A 16,510-nucleotide genomic window follows, 5' to 3' on the forward strand; every position below is an offset into this window, starting at 1 on the left:
TTAACAATAAAGACCCACAAGTCAATAAAAATGAAACCGCGTTTCTATTTATTGTGGGTAATTGTGAAACCCAAGCTGTTTTGAGACATTACGGCTAGCGGTTTGCAGTAGTTCTACATAGTAGGACTTACGTTTTTCGTCGAATCGAATAGTCGGCAGTGAGATTGAAAGGCCAGCGATAACATTGCCGAAGCGATCAAATACCGGTGCGGCTAGACATCGTAGGCCTGGCTCTTGCTCTTCGTTGTCTTCTGCGAACGCCTGCTCTTTAACTGCTTTTAGCTCGCTCAGCAGCTGGTCGATATTTTCAAGAGTTTTATCGGTGTGCTTGATAAATTCAATACCGTCCAATGCATTACGTGTGAACTCTTCGTTGCGGTAAGCGAGTAGCACTTTACCAATTGCAGTACTGTAGAGCGGATTACGGCGGCCAATGCGTGACTGCATGCGAAGGTTGTAGCCGGAATCAATTTTGTGAATGTAGATAATGGCGTTCTCATCCAGCGCACCAAGGTGAAGAGCTTCATTGGTTTGTTGGGAGATCAGCTGCATTTCTTTGTCACAGAGATCTATAAGATCCACATGCTCTAGTGAGGTTGCTCCAAGCTCAAATAACTTCAAAGTAAGTGCATACTTATCTGTTTCACCTTCTTGAGATACATAACCTAGCATCTTCATTGTTTGTAAAAAGCGGTATACGGTGCTTTTTGACATCATCAAGCGTTGCGATAGTTCGGTAACACCAATCTCTTTCTGCTCCCCCAGCGCCTGAAGGATGCCGAACACCTTCATCACAGAGGAGACGGCTTCAGGCTGTTTTGCGGATTCCATCAAAATTTCCATCTTCATCGTCTTTGTAGTCTGCATTATACGTTTTAACTTTTTATGTATCTATTTTTATGAAAGCCTTTTTTAGAAAATATGAATCAGCGCGAATTACAGTGTGTTTAATGTGACAAAGGTCAAAGCTGCAATATTAAAAATAAAACAGCTTTTCAAAAAACTTGATGTGTTTTTTTATGATTGATATAGTGCAGTCACATTAACGGAACGCAAATTTCTTGTTCGTGGTTGTAGGGCCGTGAACATTCATTGAGGAAACGACATGATTCTTAATACATTCAACCTTGAAGGTAAAGTGGCTATCGTAACTGGTTGTGATACGGGACTTGGCCAAGGTATGGCACTCGGTCTTGCTCAGGCTGGTTGTAACATTGTAGGTGTTAACATTGTTGAGCCAACTGAAACAATTGAAAAAATCAAAGAAACTGGCCGTGAATTCCTTGATATCCGCGCGAACCTGATGAAAACAGATGATATTGACGGGATCGTTGATCAGGCTGTGACGAAATTCGGTAAGGTTGACATTCTAGTTAACAACGCTGGTATCATCCGTCGTAATGATGCGATTGATTTTAGCGAGCAAGACTGGGACGACGTGATGAACATCAATATTAAGTCAGTGTTCTTTATGTCTCAGGCTGTTGCGAAGCAGTTTATCTCTCAGGGCCATGGCGGTAAGATTGTTAATATCGCGTCTATGTTGTCATACCAAGGCGGTATCCGTGTACCTTCTTACACCGCATCAAAAAGTGGTGTGATGGGTGTGACACGTTTGATGGCTAACGAATGGGCGAAACACAACATCAATGTTAATGCGATCGCACCAGGTTACATGGCGACCAACAATACCGCTCAGTTGCGTGCTGACGAGAAGCGCAATGCCGAAATCCTTGAGCGCATCCCAGCTGATCGTTGGGGAGAGCCAGCTGATTTGGCGGGCCCTTGTGTGTTCCTAGCGTCTGATGCTGGCTCTTATGTTAACGGCTATACACTTGCTGTTGATGGCGGCTGGTTGGCACGTTAATCGCAACAATTTTTATAGCGGCTGCATCTTTATGAGGTGCGGCCGCTTTTTCGTATTTGAAACGCTCCGTTTTTGAGGCGGGATTAGGAATAAAAAGAGGATCGGAATTTGTTGAGTGAACTATCGCTAGCCCAATTGCTTGGTTTTGTTAGCTTCGCGTTGGGGATCACTGCTTTCTATCAAAAAGACGACAAAAAGCTCAAAGTGGTCATGGTGATATTTAATATCAACCACATGATGCACTTCTTCTTGCTCGGTGCAGTAACGGCAGGCTTCAGTGCGCTGCTCTCGGCTTTTCGGACCGCGCTGTCCGTAAAGTACCAATCGAAGTATCTCGCCTATTTTTTTATTGCCTGTAACTTGGTTGTCGGCTTTTATTTGTCAGAACGTTGGTTGGATTTACTTCCTATTGCCGGTGCGTGTATCGGCACATATGCCCTGTTTTGTCTTGAAGGGATAAAGATGAGGTTGGCGTTCTTCGTTGGGGCTTTATGTTGGCTGAGTAACAATATCGTGGTTGGCTCGATTGGTGGCACATTGTTGGAAGCAACACTTTTGAGTGTGAATGTGGTGACCATACTGAGGTTACGTCGGCAGCAGCGGGCTATGCCAAAATTGACTGATTGTTCCAAATCGGAGGTGCCAAATTTGGAACAACAGGTCAATCAGCCTTAGCTATTTCTTCGTAATTTACTCACGGCCCCGCATTTATTGTCGAGGCCGACGTCAACTATCGGCGCGAGTGACGACCACGTGATGAGCGTTCTTTGTGGGCTGATGCTGCTTTTGCTTGTGATTTTAAAATTGACTCAACCGTCAGTTCCATCGGCTCTTTTGGTTCAAGGCCGTGTGGGAAGGTGCGAGCGCGTGGTGACATTTCAAACTCTTCGCTCGATGCGCGAGGCATACGCTTAAAGCGGTAGAGGTAGAAATTTTCCAGCTTCTCTCTTGCCCACTCAGTTTTCTTCAAATACTTTACACTGCTGGCAATCGATGGCTTGGTGTTAAAGCAGTTAAAACGCATTGCCGTATCAAGAATGTCCCAACCGTAGAAGTCGACCAGCTCTTGCAGTAAAGTTTCTAACTTAAGACCGTGCAATGGGTTGTTCTGTTGTAATTCAATTCTTTCTTCATCAGTCATCATAATGAGTTCCTAAGTATCTAGTTAACCAAGGCTGGTTGGGGATTTACGCTCTAGTCTTCAATCAAACACGACAGTGCTACAGGCTCTTAAACCCAGAGGGAAAGAGGGCATGGGAGTCTAACAGAGTATGCTTTCCTTCCCTATGATTATTACAATAAATGCCAAGACCTGTACCCAGCTCGATCTAGTTTACGTGCGGTTAAAAGAGGCCAATAAACAAAAAGGCTCTGAGCATGCTCAGAGCCTTTTTTATTTCAAATTAATAAACCAAGCGTTAACGGTTTATTGTTAAATTACTTCTCTAGTACAGATAGTACGTAGTCTTTGATGGCTTCGTCTTGGCAGTTTGCGAAGAAACAGTCTTGGAACTGCTTGCTGCCAACTGCTGTTTTGACTAGCTCTTGGTCAATCGCACGCAAGGCCGAAACAATATCTTTAGATACAGCAGCTTTTACTTCATTAAGGATTGCTGCGTTTTGTTGCTGAGGAACTACACGCTCAATTGGATAGCCTTCGCCACGATTGCCAGTAAAGGCTTTTTCGAAGATGTAGCGAACGTTTAGCTCACCAGCCCAACCAAAGCCTTTCGCGAACGCTAGAGAGATAGCGTTACCGTTGTTGATTTGGTTGAAAAGAAATGCGTCTGATGGCTCTAGGCAGTAACCACAAACAACACCTGGATGCAGGTTGCTTGCCACCAATGCGCCTTGGCCTGTACCACAACCAGTCACAACGAAATCTGCAGCTTTAGAATTGAGAAGGATACTCGCCATGATACCTAGGTGAATGTAAGTTAGGTGGTGATCATTCTCGTCTGTCATACCAACATTGAAAACGTCGTGACCTAGGCCACCTGCAACGTTGTTTAGTTCAGCTGCAACCATAGCGTTCTTTGGCGCTTGGCTGTTTTCCATCATAAGTGCAATTTTCATAACAATATCTCTCTGTCGTTGATGATTAAAGTATAAGTCAGAGCCTTAAAAATGAAAAGCCTTTTCAAAAAAATAAAAATTAAATCATTCAAAATGTGACTTAGAGCGAGGCACATCACGTATTTCAAGGTGTTTATGAAAGTGAAGGGCAAGGTTTTACGTCATTTTTCATTATTTTTCAACTTGTTTTATTGTGTGGTTCTTTGTTTATCTCATTGTTTTAATTTGTTTTAATTTGTTTTTTATTTCGTTGTAGTGATGTGGGTTTAAGATTTGACGTTTCAATGGACACTGGTTTCACGGCTATTCTACCAGCTGACAGTTTGGCATCTTTGTTTGTGAAACGTCATTTCAATTATTTTATATTGTAGTGTTTTTGATGTAAGATGTGCGGAGTCGCCCTGAGTTTTGGGGCGAAATTTGTTACGAAAAATGCAGAATCATAGAGAAGGTACGCAAATGTTTGTATTCAATAACGATATTGTGATGGAAGACTTGGGTGAAGGTGTTAGCCGCAAAATTCTGGCCCACAGTGATAACATGATGTCGGTAGAAGTACATTTCGAAGAAGGGGCTATCGGTGCCTTGCACACTCACCCGCACGAGCAACTAACTTACGTGTTATCTGGTGAGTTTGAATTCACTATTGGCAATGACACTAAAATCGTGAAGGCTGGTGACACCATGTACAAAGAGCCAGAGATCCTACACGGCTGCCGTTGTCTGAAAGCTGGCGTACTGATTGATACCTTCACGCCAATGCGTAAGGACTTCGTCGCGGCTTAAGCGTCGAAACACAAAATGAAGAAAGGCCGGGGCATTGAGTTGCTCCGGCCTTTTTTATTAGCTTGTGTATTTATGGAGGACTTATCTCGCCAGCCAACCGCCATCAACGGCCATGGTAAAGCCATTGACATAGTTGGCTGCTTCAGACGCGAGGAAAACGGCCGGGCCCGCAAGATCTTCTGGCTTGCCCCAGCGCTCGGCAGGAATGCGCTCTAGAATTTCTTGGTTGCGTTTTTCATCCTGGCGCAGCTGTGCGGTATTATCGGTCGCCATGTAACCCGGCGCAATCGCATTGACATTAATGCTATGCTTCGCCCATTCATTGGCCATCAGACGGGTGATACCCAAGACACCACTTTTCGATGCTGTATATGACGGTACGCGGATCCCGCCTTGGAAAGAAAGCATGGATGCGACATTGATGATCTTGCCACCATTGCCTTGTGCGATGAACTGTTTGGCAACGGCCTGGCTGAGGAAAAAGGCGGTTTTGAGGTTGATGTCCATGACATCATCCCAGTCTTGCTCGCTGAAGTTGATAGCATCTTCGCGGCGGATAATTCCGGCGTTGTTGACTAGAATATCGACCTTACCGAACTGCTCTAGCGTTGAAGCCACAATGCCTGGTATATCGTCAGTTTTCATCAAATTGGCTCGAATATCGATGAACTGACGCCCTAGCGCCTCTACTTTGGTTTTAGTCTCATTACTACCCGATGAGCTCACACCGACAATGCTACAGCCAGCTTGGGCAAGCCCTAGTGCAATGCCTTGTCCCAACCCACGATTGCAACCGGTAACAATGGCCACTTTGCCTTCAAGATTAAATGCGTTGAGTATCATGCCTATTCCTCGTGATGATGGTTGGTTAAAAAAGCAGAAGATGTTACCCATACAATATTATCATTGCTTTATGGGAAATGATATAAATGAAACTGTGTTTTAATTTTACAGATTCACTTTTGAGCTTAGTTATTGATGAATAACGGCTTTCGTGTTGAAAGCCGTTTGCAAGCAAGGTTGCGATGCTATAGGTTGAAGTATTTTTTAGCGTTACGGTAGCAAATGTCCGTGATAAGGCGCCGTAGCAGTACTTCATCATCTGGCAGTTCGCCTTGCTCAACCCACTTGCCGATCAAACTGCACAAAATACGTCGGAAGTATTCATGACGAGGGTAGGAGAGAAAGCTTCTCGAATCGGTCAGCATGCCGATGAAGCGGCCAAGAGCACCTAGATTACCCAACGTCTTCAACTGGTTAACAATGCCGTCTTTTTGATCGTTAAACCACCAGGCTGCACCAAGCTGAATTTTACCCGGACCGCAATCGCTGTCCTGAAAAGCCCCGATCATTGCCCCTAGCACGTAATTATCCTTCGGGTTCAGGCAATAAAGGACGGTTTTCGGCATCGAATGTTGGTAATCCAGCGAACTGAGTAGCTTACCAAGGCTTTGCGCAATGCAAGTATCATCGATAGCACTAAAACCCGTTGCCCCGCCGAGTTGCTCGAAACGGCGTTTATTCGTATCTTGTAAAACTCCAATATGGATTTGCATAACCCATCCCAGATCATGGTTTTTCTGTCCTAGAAACTGGAATAACTGGGTTTTGAACTGGTGGGTCTCTTTGTCTGATAATGACTTACCTGCAAGAGCTTTGGTAAAAGCTTGGTTGGCGTCTTCGAGTGTGCTGTCTGCATATGGGATAGTCTTTACCCCCAGATCTGATAGGCGGCAACCATGTTGGTGGAAGTAATCAATTCGCAGCGCCAATGCTTTGAAAAGTTCATCGATATTATGGATTCTTGAATCAGTGGTTGAAGCGAGTTTGGCAATCCAAGTAACAAACTTTTTGTTATTGTCGATATTGAACACATCGTCGGCCCGGAATGTTGGCAGTACTTTTATGCTGAAGTCTGTTTCTGCCAAATGCCGGTGGTAGCGAAGATCGCTCAAAGGATCATCGGTGGTACACAGTGACTCGACATTCATTCGCTGCAATAATTGCCTTGCTGAAAAGCCTTCATCACCGACCTGTTCATTACATTGTTGCCAAATCTTGTCGCAGTTTTCGGGACAAATCAGATCAGTGACACCGAAGTATCGTTGCAACTCCATATGGGCCCAGTGGAAAAAAGGGTTACCAACCAGATAAGGCACGGTCTCACACCACTTATGGAATTTTTCATAATCGCTGGCATCACCCGTGATGTAGTATTCATCGATCCCGTTGCTGCGCATCGCCCTCCAGACATAGTGATCATGGGAGAGCCAGGCGTCAGCAATAGAGCGGTAGTGAATATCATGATAGATATCTTGGGCACTTAAGTGGTTGTGGTAATCAATGATAGGAAGTTCTTTGGCATAGCTGTGGTATAGATGCTGAGCCGTTGGGGTGTGAAGCAGAAAGTGCTGATCAAGAAAGGGCTTCTTCATTACATACTCTTTTTGTGTAATATCGTTGTCAGTTTGGCTAGATGGGGTGGGTAAATGAAGTGCCGCTTCAGGATATGAAGCGGCATTGAATGGCAAGTTGGTATTAACGCTGCGCTGATAAGTTTTCAGCAGCTTGGCTATTGCTGTGGGCACTCTTTTTTAGTAGGTAGCCTCCCAGCAAAATCAGACCTGCGCAGCATAGGAACAAGAAGCGTCCCCATAGCGGGTTTGGTAGAAGGGTCATTGCTAGTAGACCGGTACCCATCATGATGGTGATGGTACCCAGTTTCTCGCGCTGCATTTTGTCGAACTCGTCTTGTTCACTATCTGCAATACATTCGGTTTCAACGTTTTCGAAGAACATCTCGACTTCCGCTTTTTCCTGCTCATTCAGAGAGTCTTCTTTATAGAACAATGTCGTAGCCCAGAAGAACCCGGCCGTTAGGAAAAGGTGAGCGGCGATAGCGATCATGTTTCGCAATTCAGACGTTTCACGACCCGTGAACTCGATGCCTAGCAAATTGCCCAAAGCGGCTGGAGTGAAGACATTGATACATAACCAAGAGACAAAAATACCAAACACTACCGTAGCCCATGCAGCCCAGCGAGGTGTTCGTTTTATGAACATACCCATGAAAAGAGGAACAAGCATAGGAGATGAGGCTAATGTTGATACAGTCATCATTAGCTCAAATAAACTCAACTCTTTAAGGCTAGCAAATAGCTGTGCAACAAGGATGACGATAATACCGTTGACGATACAGGTGATTTGGCCAACGCGAAGCTGTGATTTCTCGCTACTAGGCTTGTTCTTGCAGACAATAGGTGTCCAGAAACTGCGAACAAAGATGCCCGAGTTACGGTTCAGTGCTGAATCCATAGAAGACATGGTTGCTGCAAAGATACCCGCAACAAGGAGGCCGACAGTACCGACAGGCATAGTGTTTTCTGCAAAGACGAGGTATACCGCATCAGAAGCTTTACCGCCTAGCTCTGCGTATTGGGTAGCTGCATCAGGGTAAAGAATGGCCGATGCCCATGGTGGGATGAACCAAATCAAGCTACCAACAGCCATTAGAACCATAGCCATCAATGCTGCTTTACTCGCATTGTTGGAGTCTTTGGCATTCAAGAAGCGGTAAGAATCCTGCATGTTGTTGATGTTCTGAATTTGCTTAACAAAAAAGAACAGGAAAGTACCAACAATAATCAGCGGGTAGTTCATGTCTGGACCCATGACGAAGCCAGATGGAAACTTGGTGATAATTTCACTTGGTCCGCCTACAGCAACAAGCGCGACGATGGCACAAGCAACAGAGATTACGGCAACCACCATTGTTTGAACGAAGTCAGATGCAACAACACCCCAAGCGCCGGATAGCAATGAGATAGCCAATACTGCGAGACCTGTCATCCAGATGGTTGTCGTCATGTCGAAGCCAAATGCAGCGCCGACGAAGACAGACAGGCCGTTAAGCCATACACCGGCAGTTAGAATGCTAAGTGGAATGATCGCCCATGTGAAAAATTGTTCGTTGGTGCTACCAAAACGGTTACGGATCGCCTGAGTCGGGGTATCGACACGGGTCTGGCGGAAGCGCTTGGCAAAATAAAGGTAAGAGACACCGTAGGCTAGTATGTTACCGACGAATATTGCTGCTGCCAACATCCCATCGTTAAAGCCTTTACCAGCTGCACCGGTGAAAGTCCAGGCACTGAACTGGGTCATGAACGCGGTGGAGCCTACCATCCACCAAAGCATGCGGCCTCCCCCCCGGAAGTAGTCGCTGGAAGAGTTACTGGCCATTTTTTTGAAGGCGAGGCTGATGAATACCATCAGCGCAAAGTAACCGCCTATTACCATAATCTCTATATTCATAGTGCTCTCTTAGGTATGCCAATCATTACATATGATGATTGAGTGGTTGCAATTCAAAGTTAAAATCTAATGCGGGAATTTTATGTGTTATTGAACGGTAAAACTGTGATCGAAATCCACTTGCTGGTAAAAATGAAACGGTATTTTGTTTTATGTGGTTGGTCGTTTTTACTTGTGTGTTTATCGAGGGTTGGTTGAAAAATATCCAATGTTTTAAGTTTGCTTTGCTTTGCTTTGCTTTGCTGTGGAGGGGGGGGAGCGACGACTAATAAAATGGCGAGGTGGGGTTTCGCAATTTGCCAGAGATTGAGTGGAATAGGTCAAAGCAAGAATGGCTTTACGATAATCGAAAATCCACAGGTAATAATCATACAATGACAACGTCATTTTTAACTTAGCTTGAGACTTGCATTACTTCTGTACTGATCATTGGATACTGGAAAATACCTTTGCCATCGGTGCAATAGGCCTAGCTTGGAAAGCTAGGCCTTGATCATTATCAAAGTCTAATTGGCTGTAGCCAAACTAGACGATTTAACTCTTTAAACTGTTATTCGATCAATTCACTGATCTGGTTGTTGGTCAGGTTGTATTGGAAACGGCGCGTAAGATTTGATTTGATCAGACTAAACTCTACCCACTCCTCGCTCCAAATGACTTTTTGCAACTGATATGCTTGCTTTTCAGATAAATCGTGTAGTAGCGCAGTTCTCAACTCAGCTTGGTTTGAACGTACTAAAGTATAAGCTATATCAGAGGTTGCAGGGTTATCAGGTGCATACCCAGTAATAACATCTACTTCACGATCTGCTGCAAAGTGCTGATTAAATTCAGGCTGTCCTTCAATTGCATAACTCTGAGTGAATTCAGTTTGGCTTTCGATTAGCTGGACATCACGCATGCGCTCCAGAGCACCGCTCAATGGGTTAACGATTGATTTACGTTGTTCATTTGCAAGGTGTGTGCCGCGCACGTGGTAAGTTAAATCTAATTGTTGCTGATGTGGGTTAATAACCGTATTCAGTTCAACTGCTGCATCTCCTAACCAAAGAATAGCTCGGCGGAAACAGACATCACGGTAAGCCTCTTCATCCCACTGTACGAGAGTGTGGCTGTCGACTTCAGCTGGTTCGTTTGCCCAGTTCGCTTCGCTTGCGACCAGAGTAAACTTCTCATTCTGCTGGTAGTTAAGTAGTGTCGGATTGATCGGAGACTGGTTTTGCTGGTTAACGACCAAGGTATTGTGCGTGGCAGTGTTTTTGTAATAACCGTAGTGGAGCTCTGCGCCGTAACCTGTGGTACCTAAATCCGGTAGGATCTCTTTACCGTTTCGGTTCAAGATCAAGCCAAGGCGGTCATAGTGATCGTGTTCACCACCATAAGGAGCGTGCTTAAGTAGCATTGAATTGTTGCGAGCTTCGTCATAGCAGATAGTCAGACCCGCTTGCTCAGCGTGCATTGATTGACATTTTATCGGCTCAGCATTTGGCAGCTCATCAACACCATACAGTAGTGCGTCGATATTATCGCGGCTGATATTTTGGTAGATGCTCGTCAATACTTGTGCAAATTCCTCACACGGTGTTTGCTTGTAGGCAAACTCAAATAGGTGTGCATGAGTTAGCTTTTCTTGCCCGGCAATACTGTCGTTCAAGCGAGGGAAATCACCATTATTCATCACCAGTTTGAGTGGGAACTTCATCATCTTGAGGTAGTTCGGGTTGCTGCTCACAGAATATGGTGTGTTATGGGCGATCTTTTCAAAGTTCAGCAGAGCTTGCAGGGCGTAATAGTGATAGTGCACTGAGCCTTCAAACCACATACCTTCACCAAGGCAACCATTATTTAGCTGGTAGTGAATTCCGTAGTCGGTATTTAGCGCGAAGTCGATATAGCGGTGATCATCGAGAATAAGTCCAATCACACCGATAGTCGCATTGATTTTCATTTCATGGTTATGCAGCTGAGCGGAACGATGATCCATTAAGAACTCAGCCCCTTCACGTAGTAAGCGCTTTTCAATTTTGTCCTGCTCTTGCTCTGTCAGTGCTTGCTTAATGAAATCATAGCCACGAGCTAAATCAATATGGCAGTTCGCTTCACATAGGGTTTGTGCGTTTGCTTTTCCTGGCCCATTGTAAGGAATACCGCCGTGAACTTCGTAATCAGGATAGTAAGTTGCATATGCTAGTAAGATTTCGCGAACTTTTTCTAGATATATCGGCTCCTCGGTAATTTGCCATAGCAAGCCCAAATCGTAACAGGCTTTGGCGTTCAACCCATTTAGCCAGCGCCACCAAGCACCGTCATACGGTTCACCGGTAAACTCTTTACCATCAACTGGGCAGATGTGTGACAGGGGTTTATCACGATCCCATGTTAGACGTACTCCGTGTTCCGGGCAAAAGTAATATAGATTCCATGTTGCACGGCCATCTTCAGGTACCAACACTGGATTGTTCAGCACTACTTCATTGTCGTTTTTCAACGCATCAATCATTGATTGAGTGGCTTTGTTCTTAATCGCGACCATCTGTTGTGATGAGAACTGCAGCATATTCACTTACTCCCCTGAGAAGCTAATAGATTAAAATTTTTGCGACTTGGTGTTAGTAACTCTTTAGCCTAATGTGTGATCAGGCTATTGTTATAGTAACCAAAACTTTTTGAAACGATGGTTCATTATTCACATAAAGCTGCAGCGATCGATAAGAAAAGTCTTGTTTTGTGATGAGTGAAACATTGTTTTAATTATTGTGTTTGTGTTTGTGTTTGTGTTTGTGTTTTGGTTGTGTTTTGGTTGTGTGCGGTGAGCGTGTAAAGGAATGGCTGCTTGTTGGGGGGCATATAACAAAAGCCAGCAGGGATACCCTACTGGCTTTTCCGGGGTTAATCTCGAAGTGAGAAGGTTACATGCCGTAGCCAAATAGGTTTGGTAACCACATAGTGACCCATGGTACATAGGTGATCAGCATAAGTACCGCTATCTGCGCGACCCAAAGTGGGATCAGTGGCTTAATCACACTTGCTACTGGCACATCACCAATTTTACAACCGGCAAACAGAGCCGTACCCACTGGCGGAGTACATAGGCCAATACATAGGTTAAAGGTGATTAGGATACCGAACTGGATTGGATCCATACCAAACTGAGTCACAATTGGCAGTAAGATAGGGATAAAGATCAGCTTAGCTGGTGCACCATCCATAAACACACCAATAAACAGCAGCATGATGTTAATAAGGAATAGAACAATGATTGGGTTTTCAGAAATGCCTAGCATTGTGCTGCCCACCATGTATGGGATATCAGCAATCGACATTGTCCAAGACATTGAGCTAGAGATACCGATTAGGATAAGGATAACCGTAGCCGACAACATTGCCTCACCGAATACGCGAGGAATATCACGCAAACTCATTTGCTTGTAGTAGAACATCGCTAGCGCCAATGAGTACACAACCGCAATTGCAGATGCTTCAGTGGCGGTAAACACGCCACCAATGATACCGCCAAGGATAATCACAACCAAGCCAAGTGCCGGAATCGCTTCCCAAAGTGTCTTTTTAACAATAGCCCAAGTAATTCGATCTTCTTTAGGGTAACCCTTGCGCTTAGTCCAGAAGTAGGTCACAAACATTAGCGATAGGGCAATCAGTAATCCTGGGATGTAACCTGCGAGGAACAAACCGGCAATTGAAGTACCACCACTTAGTAGAGAGTATGTGATCAGCGCGCCTGATGGCGGGATAATCATACCAATTGGGCATGAAGCGATGTTTACCGCAGTAGCAAAAGCAGGATCATAACCTTTTGCTTTCTGCGCGGGTACCATAACACCACCAACCGCAGCCGCCGAACCAATTGCTGAACCAGAAACCGTACCAAACATTGTGTTAGCTACGATATTTGTGTGTGATAGTGCCCCCGGTAGACGACCAACCAGCAGCAATGCAACGTTGATCAACTTATCGGCAATCCCCCCTACGCGCATAATGTTACCCGCCAGCATGAAGAATGGCAGTGCAAGGAATGCGAAGTTATCTACGCCGGTGATCATTTTCTGTGCCACAATCAAAATTGACTGTTCCAGTGGGAACATCATCATGGTTGCTGCAATGGTTGAAAGCCCAATAGAAAACGCGACTGGGACACCCAGGCCGAATGAGGTTATTACAAAGGTGACTAGCATCACCAGCATCATCTGAATTTCAAGACTCATATTCCTTCTCCCTATACTTCAGATAGCTTTAAATTTTGCTTTCGTTTTTCTTCGGCGATCTCATTCGCGTAATCCGCGATATTTAGCATGTTGTACAGCAAAATGATCAATCCAGAGATAGGTACCACAATATAGATGTAAGACATAGGCATACCGAGAGAAGGCGTAAGCTGGCCTGTCATGGAGATATTGTTGTACTGCACGATACCTCCGTAAATCATTACCATCATTGCAAACTTAGCGATAAACAGCTGTACAATTATACTCAGCACCAGCTTCTTAATTCCTGTCAAACGTGTACCCAGCATTTCAATTGCAAGGTGTTGGTTTTGGCCGACCATATAGGCTGAACCAGTCAGGCCGCACCACATTAATAGAAAGCGTGCAATCTCATCGGTTGATGTACTTGGTGAATGCAAAACAAAGCGGGAAAACACTTGCCATACCACGCACGTCACCAAACTAATGGTGAGAATACTGACCCCGGCCCCAATGACCCGATCAAATAGCTTTCGAACAAAGTTCAACATGAAAACATGCTCCTGTAAAAATCCTGGTGCCATTCTGTCCATCTGAAACGCTATTTCAATGAATAAATCCAAAAAATCAGATCGGTGTAGCAATAAAAATAAAATATCGTTTCAATAAAAAGGAATTGTGATTTCTATCTATTTCCATCTGTCAGGTTTCGACTTATATTGATTTCAACTCAAAACGATTAATTGGATAGAACCATGAAACTAAACAAACTCAATGCTGCCCTTATCGCTGGTTTAACTTTTAGTGCATTTGCTGCTAACGCAGCTACATTGCGCCTTGGCCATAACACTCATCCAGACGGTCCAACTGGCCAGTATTTTGAAATGTTTGCCCAAGCAGTTGCTGAAAAGTCAAATGGTGACATTCGTGTTCGCATTTTCCCTAACTCGCAGCTTGGTACCCAGCGTGAAATGCTTGAGCAGGTTACGAATGGCCTGTTAGATATGACCAAAGTTGATAGTTCAATGCTTGAGAACATTGAACCTAAATACAAAGCGCTGAACTACCCATACGTTTTTGAAAGCACAGAAAAAATGCACGAAGTCGTGTCTGGTGAACTTGGCCAGGAACTACTTGAATCGACAGAAAAGCGTGGCTTTATCGGTTTGGGTTACATCATGATGACACCACGTGGCTATTACTCTCCAAAGCCAATCAACGGCCCAGAAGATCTGAAAGGGATGAAACTGCGTGTTCAAGAGTCGAACACGATGATCCGTTTAGTTGAGAACATCGGCGGCATCCCAACTCCAACACCATACGGAGAAGTATTCTCTGCACTGCAGCAAGGTATGGTTGATGGTGTTGAAGGTGCTGGCCCATCGTTATACACAGCGCGTCATGGTGAAATTGCTAAATATTTCTTTGAAGACAACCATGTACAGATGGCAAACGTGATTGCAATCAGCAACCGTTCATGGAACCGCCTATCAGAAGATCAGCAAGCGATCGTTCGCGAAGCGGCGGTAGATGCAATGAACTATAGCTACACCACTGGTTGGGATATGGAGATGGCGCTGCAACAAAAAGCGGTTGATCAAATGGGGGTAACTATTGTTCAGCCAACAGAAAAACAGCGTGAGCAAATGATTCAATCGATTCAGCCTATGTATCAAGATCTGGAAAAAAATGAGCCAGAAGTTTACGAGTTCCTAAATCAAATCAAACTAGCGCAGCAATAATAAGGGCAACCTTGCACGCTACCTGAAAGCAGTTTCAGGTAGCGTGCTTGTATTTTTTTCAAAGGTAATACAATGAATAAGAATTTTCTCGACGATAACTTTTTACTTAGTAACGAAATCGCACAGCATCTTTACCATGACTACGCGAAATCACTGCCAATCATCGACTACCATAACCACTTAAGCCCTAAAGAGATCTATGACGATGTTCAGTTCTCTTCTATTGCAGAAGCTTGGTTGGGGCATGACCATTATAAGTGGCGTGCGATGCGTGCAAATGGTATCGACGAGTCCTTTATTACTGGTGATGCTGACTCTCGTGATAAGTTTAATAAATGGTGTCAAAGCGTGCCTTACCTGATTGGTAACCCGCTATACCACTGGAACCACCTTGAGCTGCAACGCTACTTTGATATTGACTTGATTATCAACGAGCAGAATGCGGCCCAGATTTGGGAAACCTGTAACGAGCAGCTTAAACAGCCTAGCCACAGTGCGCGTAACTTGCTTCGTATGATGAACGTTGAGTCATTATGCACCACCGATGACCCACTCAGCGATCTTGAGTACCACAAAGCGTTGGCAGATGAAGGCTTTGAGGTCAAAGTGCTGCCTACCTTCCGCTCAGACGATTTGTTCTACATCGAGAACACTAATAAGTTCCTAAGCTGGGTTACAGCCTTAGCTGAAAAAACGGACATCAATATTACCTCGCTTGATGAGTTGTTCTCTGCACTAGACCAGCGGTTTACCTATTTCCATGAAGCGGGATGTCGTCTATCTGATATGGGTATCAAGGTCGTGCCATACGTTGCGTCGACTGTGGAAGACGCTGACCTAGTATTCAAAAAAGTGTTGGCTGGTGAAGATATCAATGCTCATGAAGTGGAAATCTTTAAGACTCAGATCTTCCATTTTATTGGCCAGAAAAACCATCAGCTTGGTTGGACTATGCAGCTACATATTGGTGTTCTGCAGGATCCAAACGCTCGCCGTGTTGAAGAACTGGGTGGAGCAACAGGCTTTAGTTCAATGGATGATCAGACTTTTGCTGCTAACCTAGCGAATCTGCTTAGCGACTTAGACTATAATCGCCAGCTTACCAAGACTATTGTCTATTGCCTAAACCCACGCGATAATGCAATGGTTGCCACCCTTATTGGTGCGTTCCAAGACAGTGACTTTGGCCCAGGTAAGATCCAATTCGGTTCAGGCTGGTGGTTCAACGACCAGAAACTAGGTATGATCGACCAGCTTACAACACTGGGTAACCTCGGTATGCTTGGCCGCTTTGTTGGTATGCTGACAGATTCGCGAAGCTTGTTGTCTATGCCTCGTCATGAGTACTTCCGACGTATCTTGTGTAACCTGATTGGTCAATGGGTTAAAGACGGTGAGCTACCGAACGATGAAGCGTTACTTAAGCAGACTGTCGAAGGTATCTGTTACTACAACGCTAAACAGTACTTTGACTTGTAATATCAACTAAATGAAACATGTCATGTCTATATAGACTGCGCTGT

At 44.6% G+C, this 16,510-nt stretch carries 14 protein-coding genes; 5 read left to right on the forward strand and 9 right to left on the reverse strand.

The annotated features are described in order from the left end of the window. Window positions 1–48: 48 nt before the first annotated feature. Window positions 49–831 (reverse strand): DNA-binding transcriptional regulator KdgR, encoded by a 783-nt coding sequence (gene kdgR / locus ACVA58_RS10245; protein WP_446510344.1) that lies wholly within the window; start codon window positions 829–831, stop codon window positions 49–51. A gap of 274 nt (window positions 832–1,105) precedes the next feature. Between kdgR and kduD (ACVA58_RS10250) the strand changes: the two genes are divergently transcribed. Both kduD (ACVA58_RS10250) and ACVA58_RS10255 read left to right on the forward strand, forming a co-directional pair. Continuing rightward, entirely contained in the window at window positions 1,106–1,867 is a 762-nt protein-coding gene (kduD, locus tag ACVA58_RS10250) for a 2-dehydro-3-deoxy-D-gluconate 5-dehydrogenase KduD (RefSeq protein ID WP_446510345.1), read from the forward strand. A 108-nt stretch (window positions 1,868–1,975) separates the two neighbouring features. Then, entirely contained in the window at window positions 1,976–2,542 is a 567-nt protein-coding gene (locus ACVA58_RS10255; protein WP_446510346.1) for a YgjV family protein, read from the forward strand. Window positions 2,543–2,597: 55 nt separating this feature from the next. Here ACVA58_RS10255 and ACVA58_RS10260 read toward each other — a convergent pair whose 3' ends face one another. Further along, window positions 2,598–3,008: a VF530 family protein gene (locus ACVA58_RS10260; RefSeq protein WP_446510437.1), complete on the reverse strand. Its 411-nt coding sequence runs from the start codon at window positions 3,006–3,008 to the stop codon at window positions 2,598–2,600. 296 nt (window positions 3,009–3,304) lie between these two features. After that, window positions 3,305–3,943, reverse strand: a complete 639-nt coding sequence (locus tag ACVA58_RS10265) for an RpiB/LacA/LacB family sugar-phosphate isomerase (protein WP_446510347.1) — start codon at window positions 3,941–3,943, stop codon at window positions 3,305–3,307. Window positions 3,944–4,402: 459 nt separating this feature from the next. On the opposite strand from ACVA58_RS10265, the gene ACVA58_RS10270 reads away from it, so the two are divergent. Further along, window positions 4,403–4,729 carry a cupin domain-containing protein gene (locus tag ACVA58_RS10270; protein WP_446510348.1) on the forward strand — a complete coding sequence of 109 codons (327 nt, stop codon included), beginning with the start codon at window positions 4,403–4,405 and terminating at the stop codon, window positions 4,727–4,729. Between the two features lie 81 nt (window positions 4,730–4,810). On the opposite strand, the gene kduD (ACVA58_RS10275) is transcribed toward ACVA58_RS10270, so the two are convergent. From kduD (ACVA58_RS10275) to ACVA58_RS10300, 6 genes are all read right to left on the reverse strand, one after another. After that, a complete protein-coding gene (kduD, locus tag ACVA58_RS10275; RefSeq protein WP_446510349.1) occupies window positions 4,811–5,572 on the reverse strand; it encodes a 2-dehydro-3-deoxy-D-gluconate 5-dehydrogenase KduD in 762 nt (253 codons plus the stop codon). A 185-nt stretch (window positions 5,573–5,757) separates the two neighbouring features. Then, a complete protein-coding gene (gene uxaC, locus ACVA58_RS10280; protein WP_446510350.1) occupies window positions 5,758–7,164 on the reverse strand; it encodes a glucuronate isomerase in 1,407 nt (468 codons plus the stop codon). Window positions 7,165–7,267: 103 nt separating this feature from the next. Then, window positions 7,268–9,043, reverse strand: coding sequence for a sodium:solute symporter family protein (locus tag ACVA58_RS10285; protein ID WP_446510351.1), 1,776 nt, complete (start codon window positions 9,041–9,043; stop codon window positions 7,268–7,270). A 550-nt stretch (window positions 9,044–9,593) separates the two neighbouring features. Then, window positions 9,594–11,600: a heparinase II/III domain-containing protein gene (locus ACVA58_RS10290; protein WP_446510352.1), complete on the reverse strand. Its 2,007-nt coding sequence runs from the start codon at window positions 11,598–11,600 to the stop codon at window positions 9,594–9,596. A 352-nt stretch (window positions 11,601–11,952) separates the two neighbouring features. Then, a complete protein-coding gene (locus tag ACVA58_RS10295) occupies window positions 11,953–13,266 on the reverse strand; it encodes a TRAP transporter large permease (protein ID WP_446510353.1) in 1,314 nt (437 codons plus the stop codon). Between the two features lie 11 nt (window positions 13,267–13,277). After that, entirely contained in the window at window positions 13,278–13,796 is a 519-nt protein-coding gene (locus ACVA58_RS10300; protein ID WP_446510354.1) for a TRAP transporter small permease, read from the reverse strand. A 204-nt stretch (window positions 13,797–14,000) separates the two neighbouring features. Between ACVA58_RS10300 and ACVA58_RS10305 the strand changes: the two genes are divergently transcribed. Beyond that, on the forward strand, window positions 14,001–14,987 hold the full coding sequence (locus ACVA58_RS10305) for a TRAP transporter substrate-binding protein (RefSeq protein WP_446510355.1): 987 nt from the start codon (window positions 14,001–14,003) through the stop codon (window positions 14,985–14,987). Between the two features lie 72 nt (window positions 14,988–15,059). Beyond that, complete coding sequence (gene uxaC, locus ACVA58_RS10310; protein WP_446510356.1) at window positions 15,060–16,466, forward strand: glucuronate isomerase; 1,407 nt, start codon at window positions 15,060–15,062, stop codon at window positions 16,464–16,466. Window positions 16,467–16,510 lie beyond the last annotated feature (44 nt).

Source organism: Photobacterium sp. DNB22_13_2, from assembly GCF_052873915.1.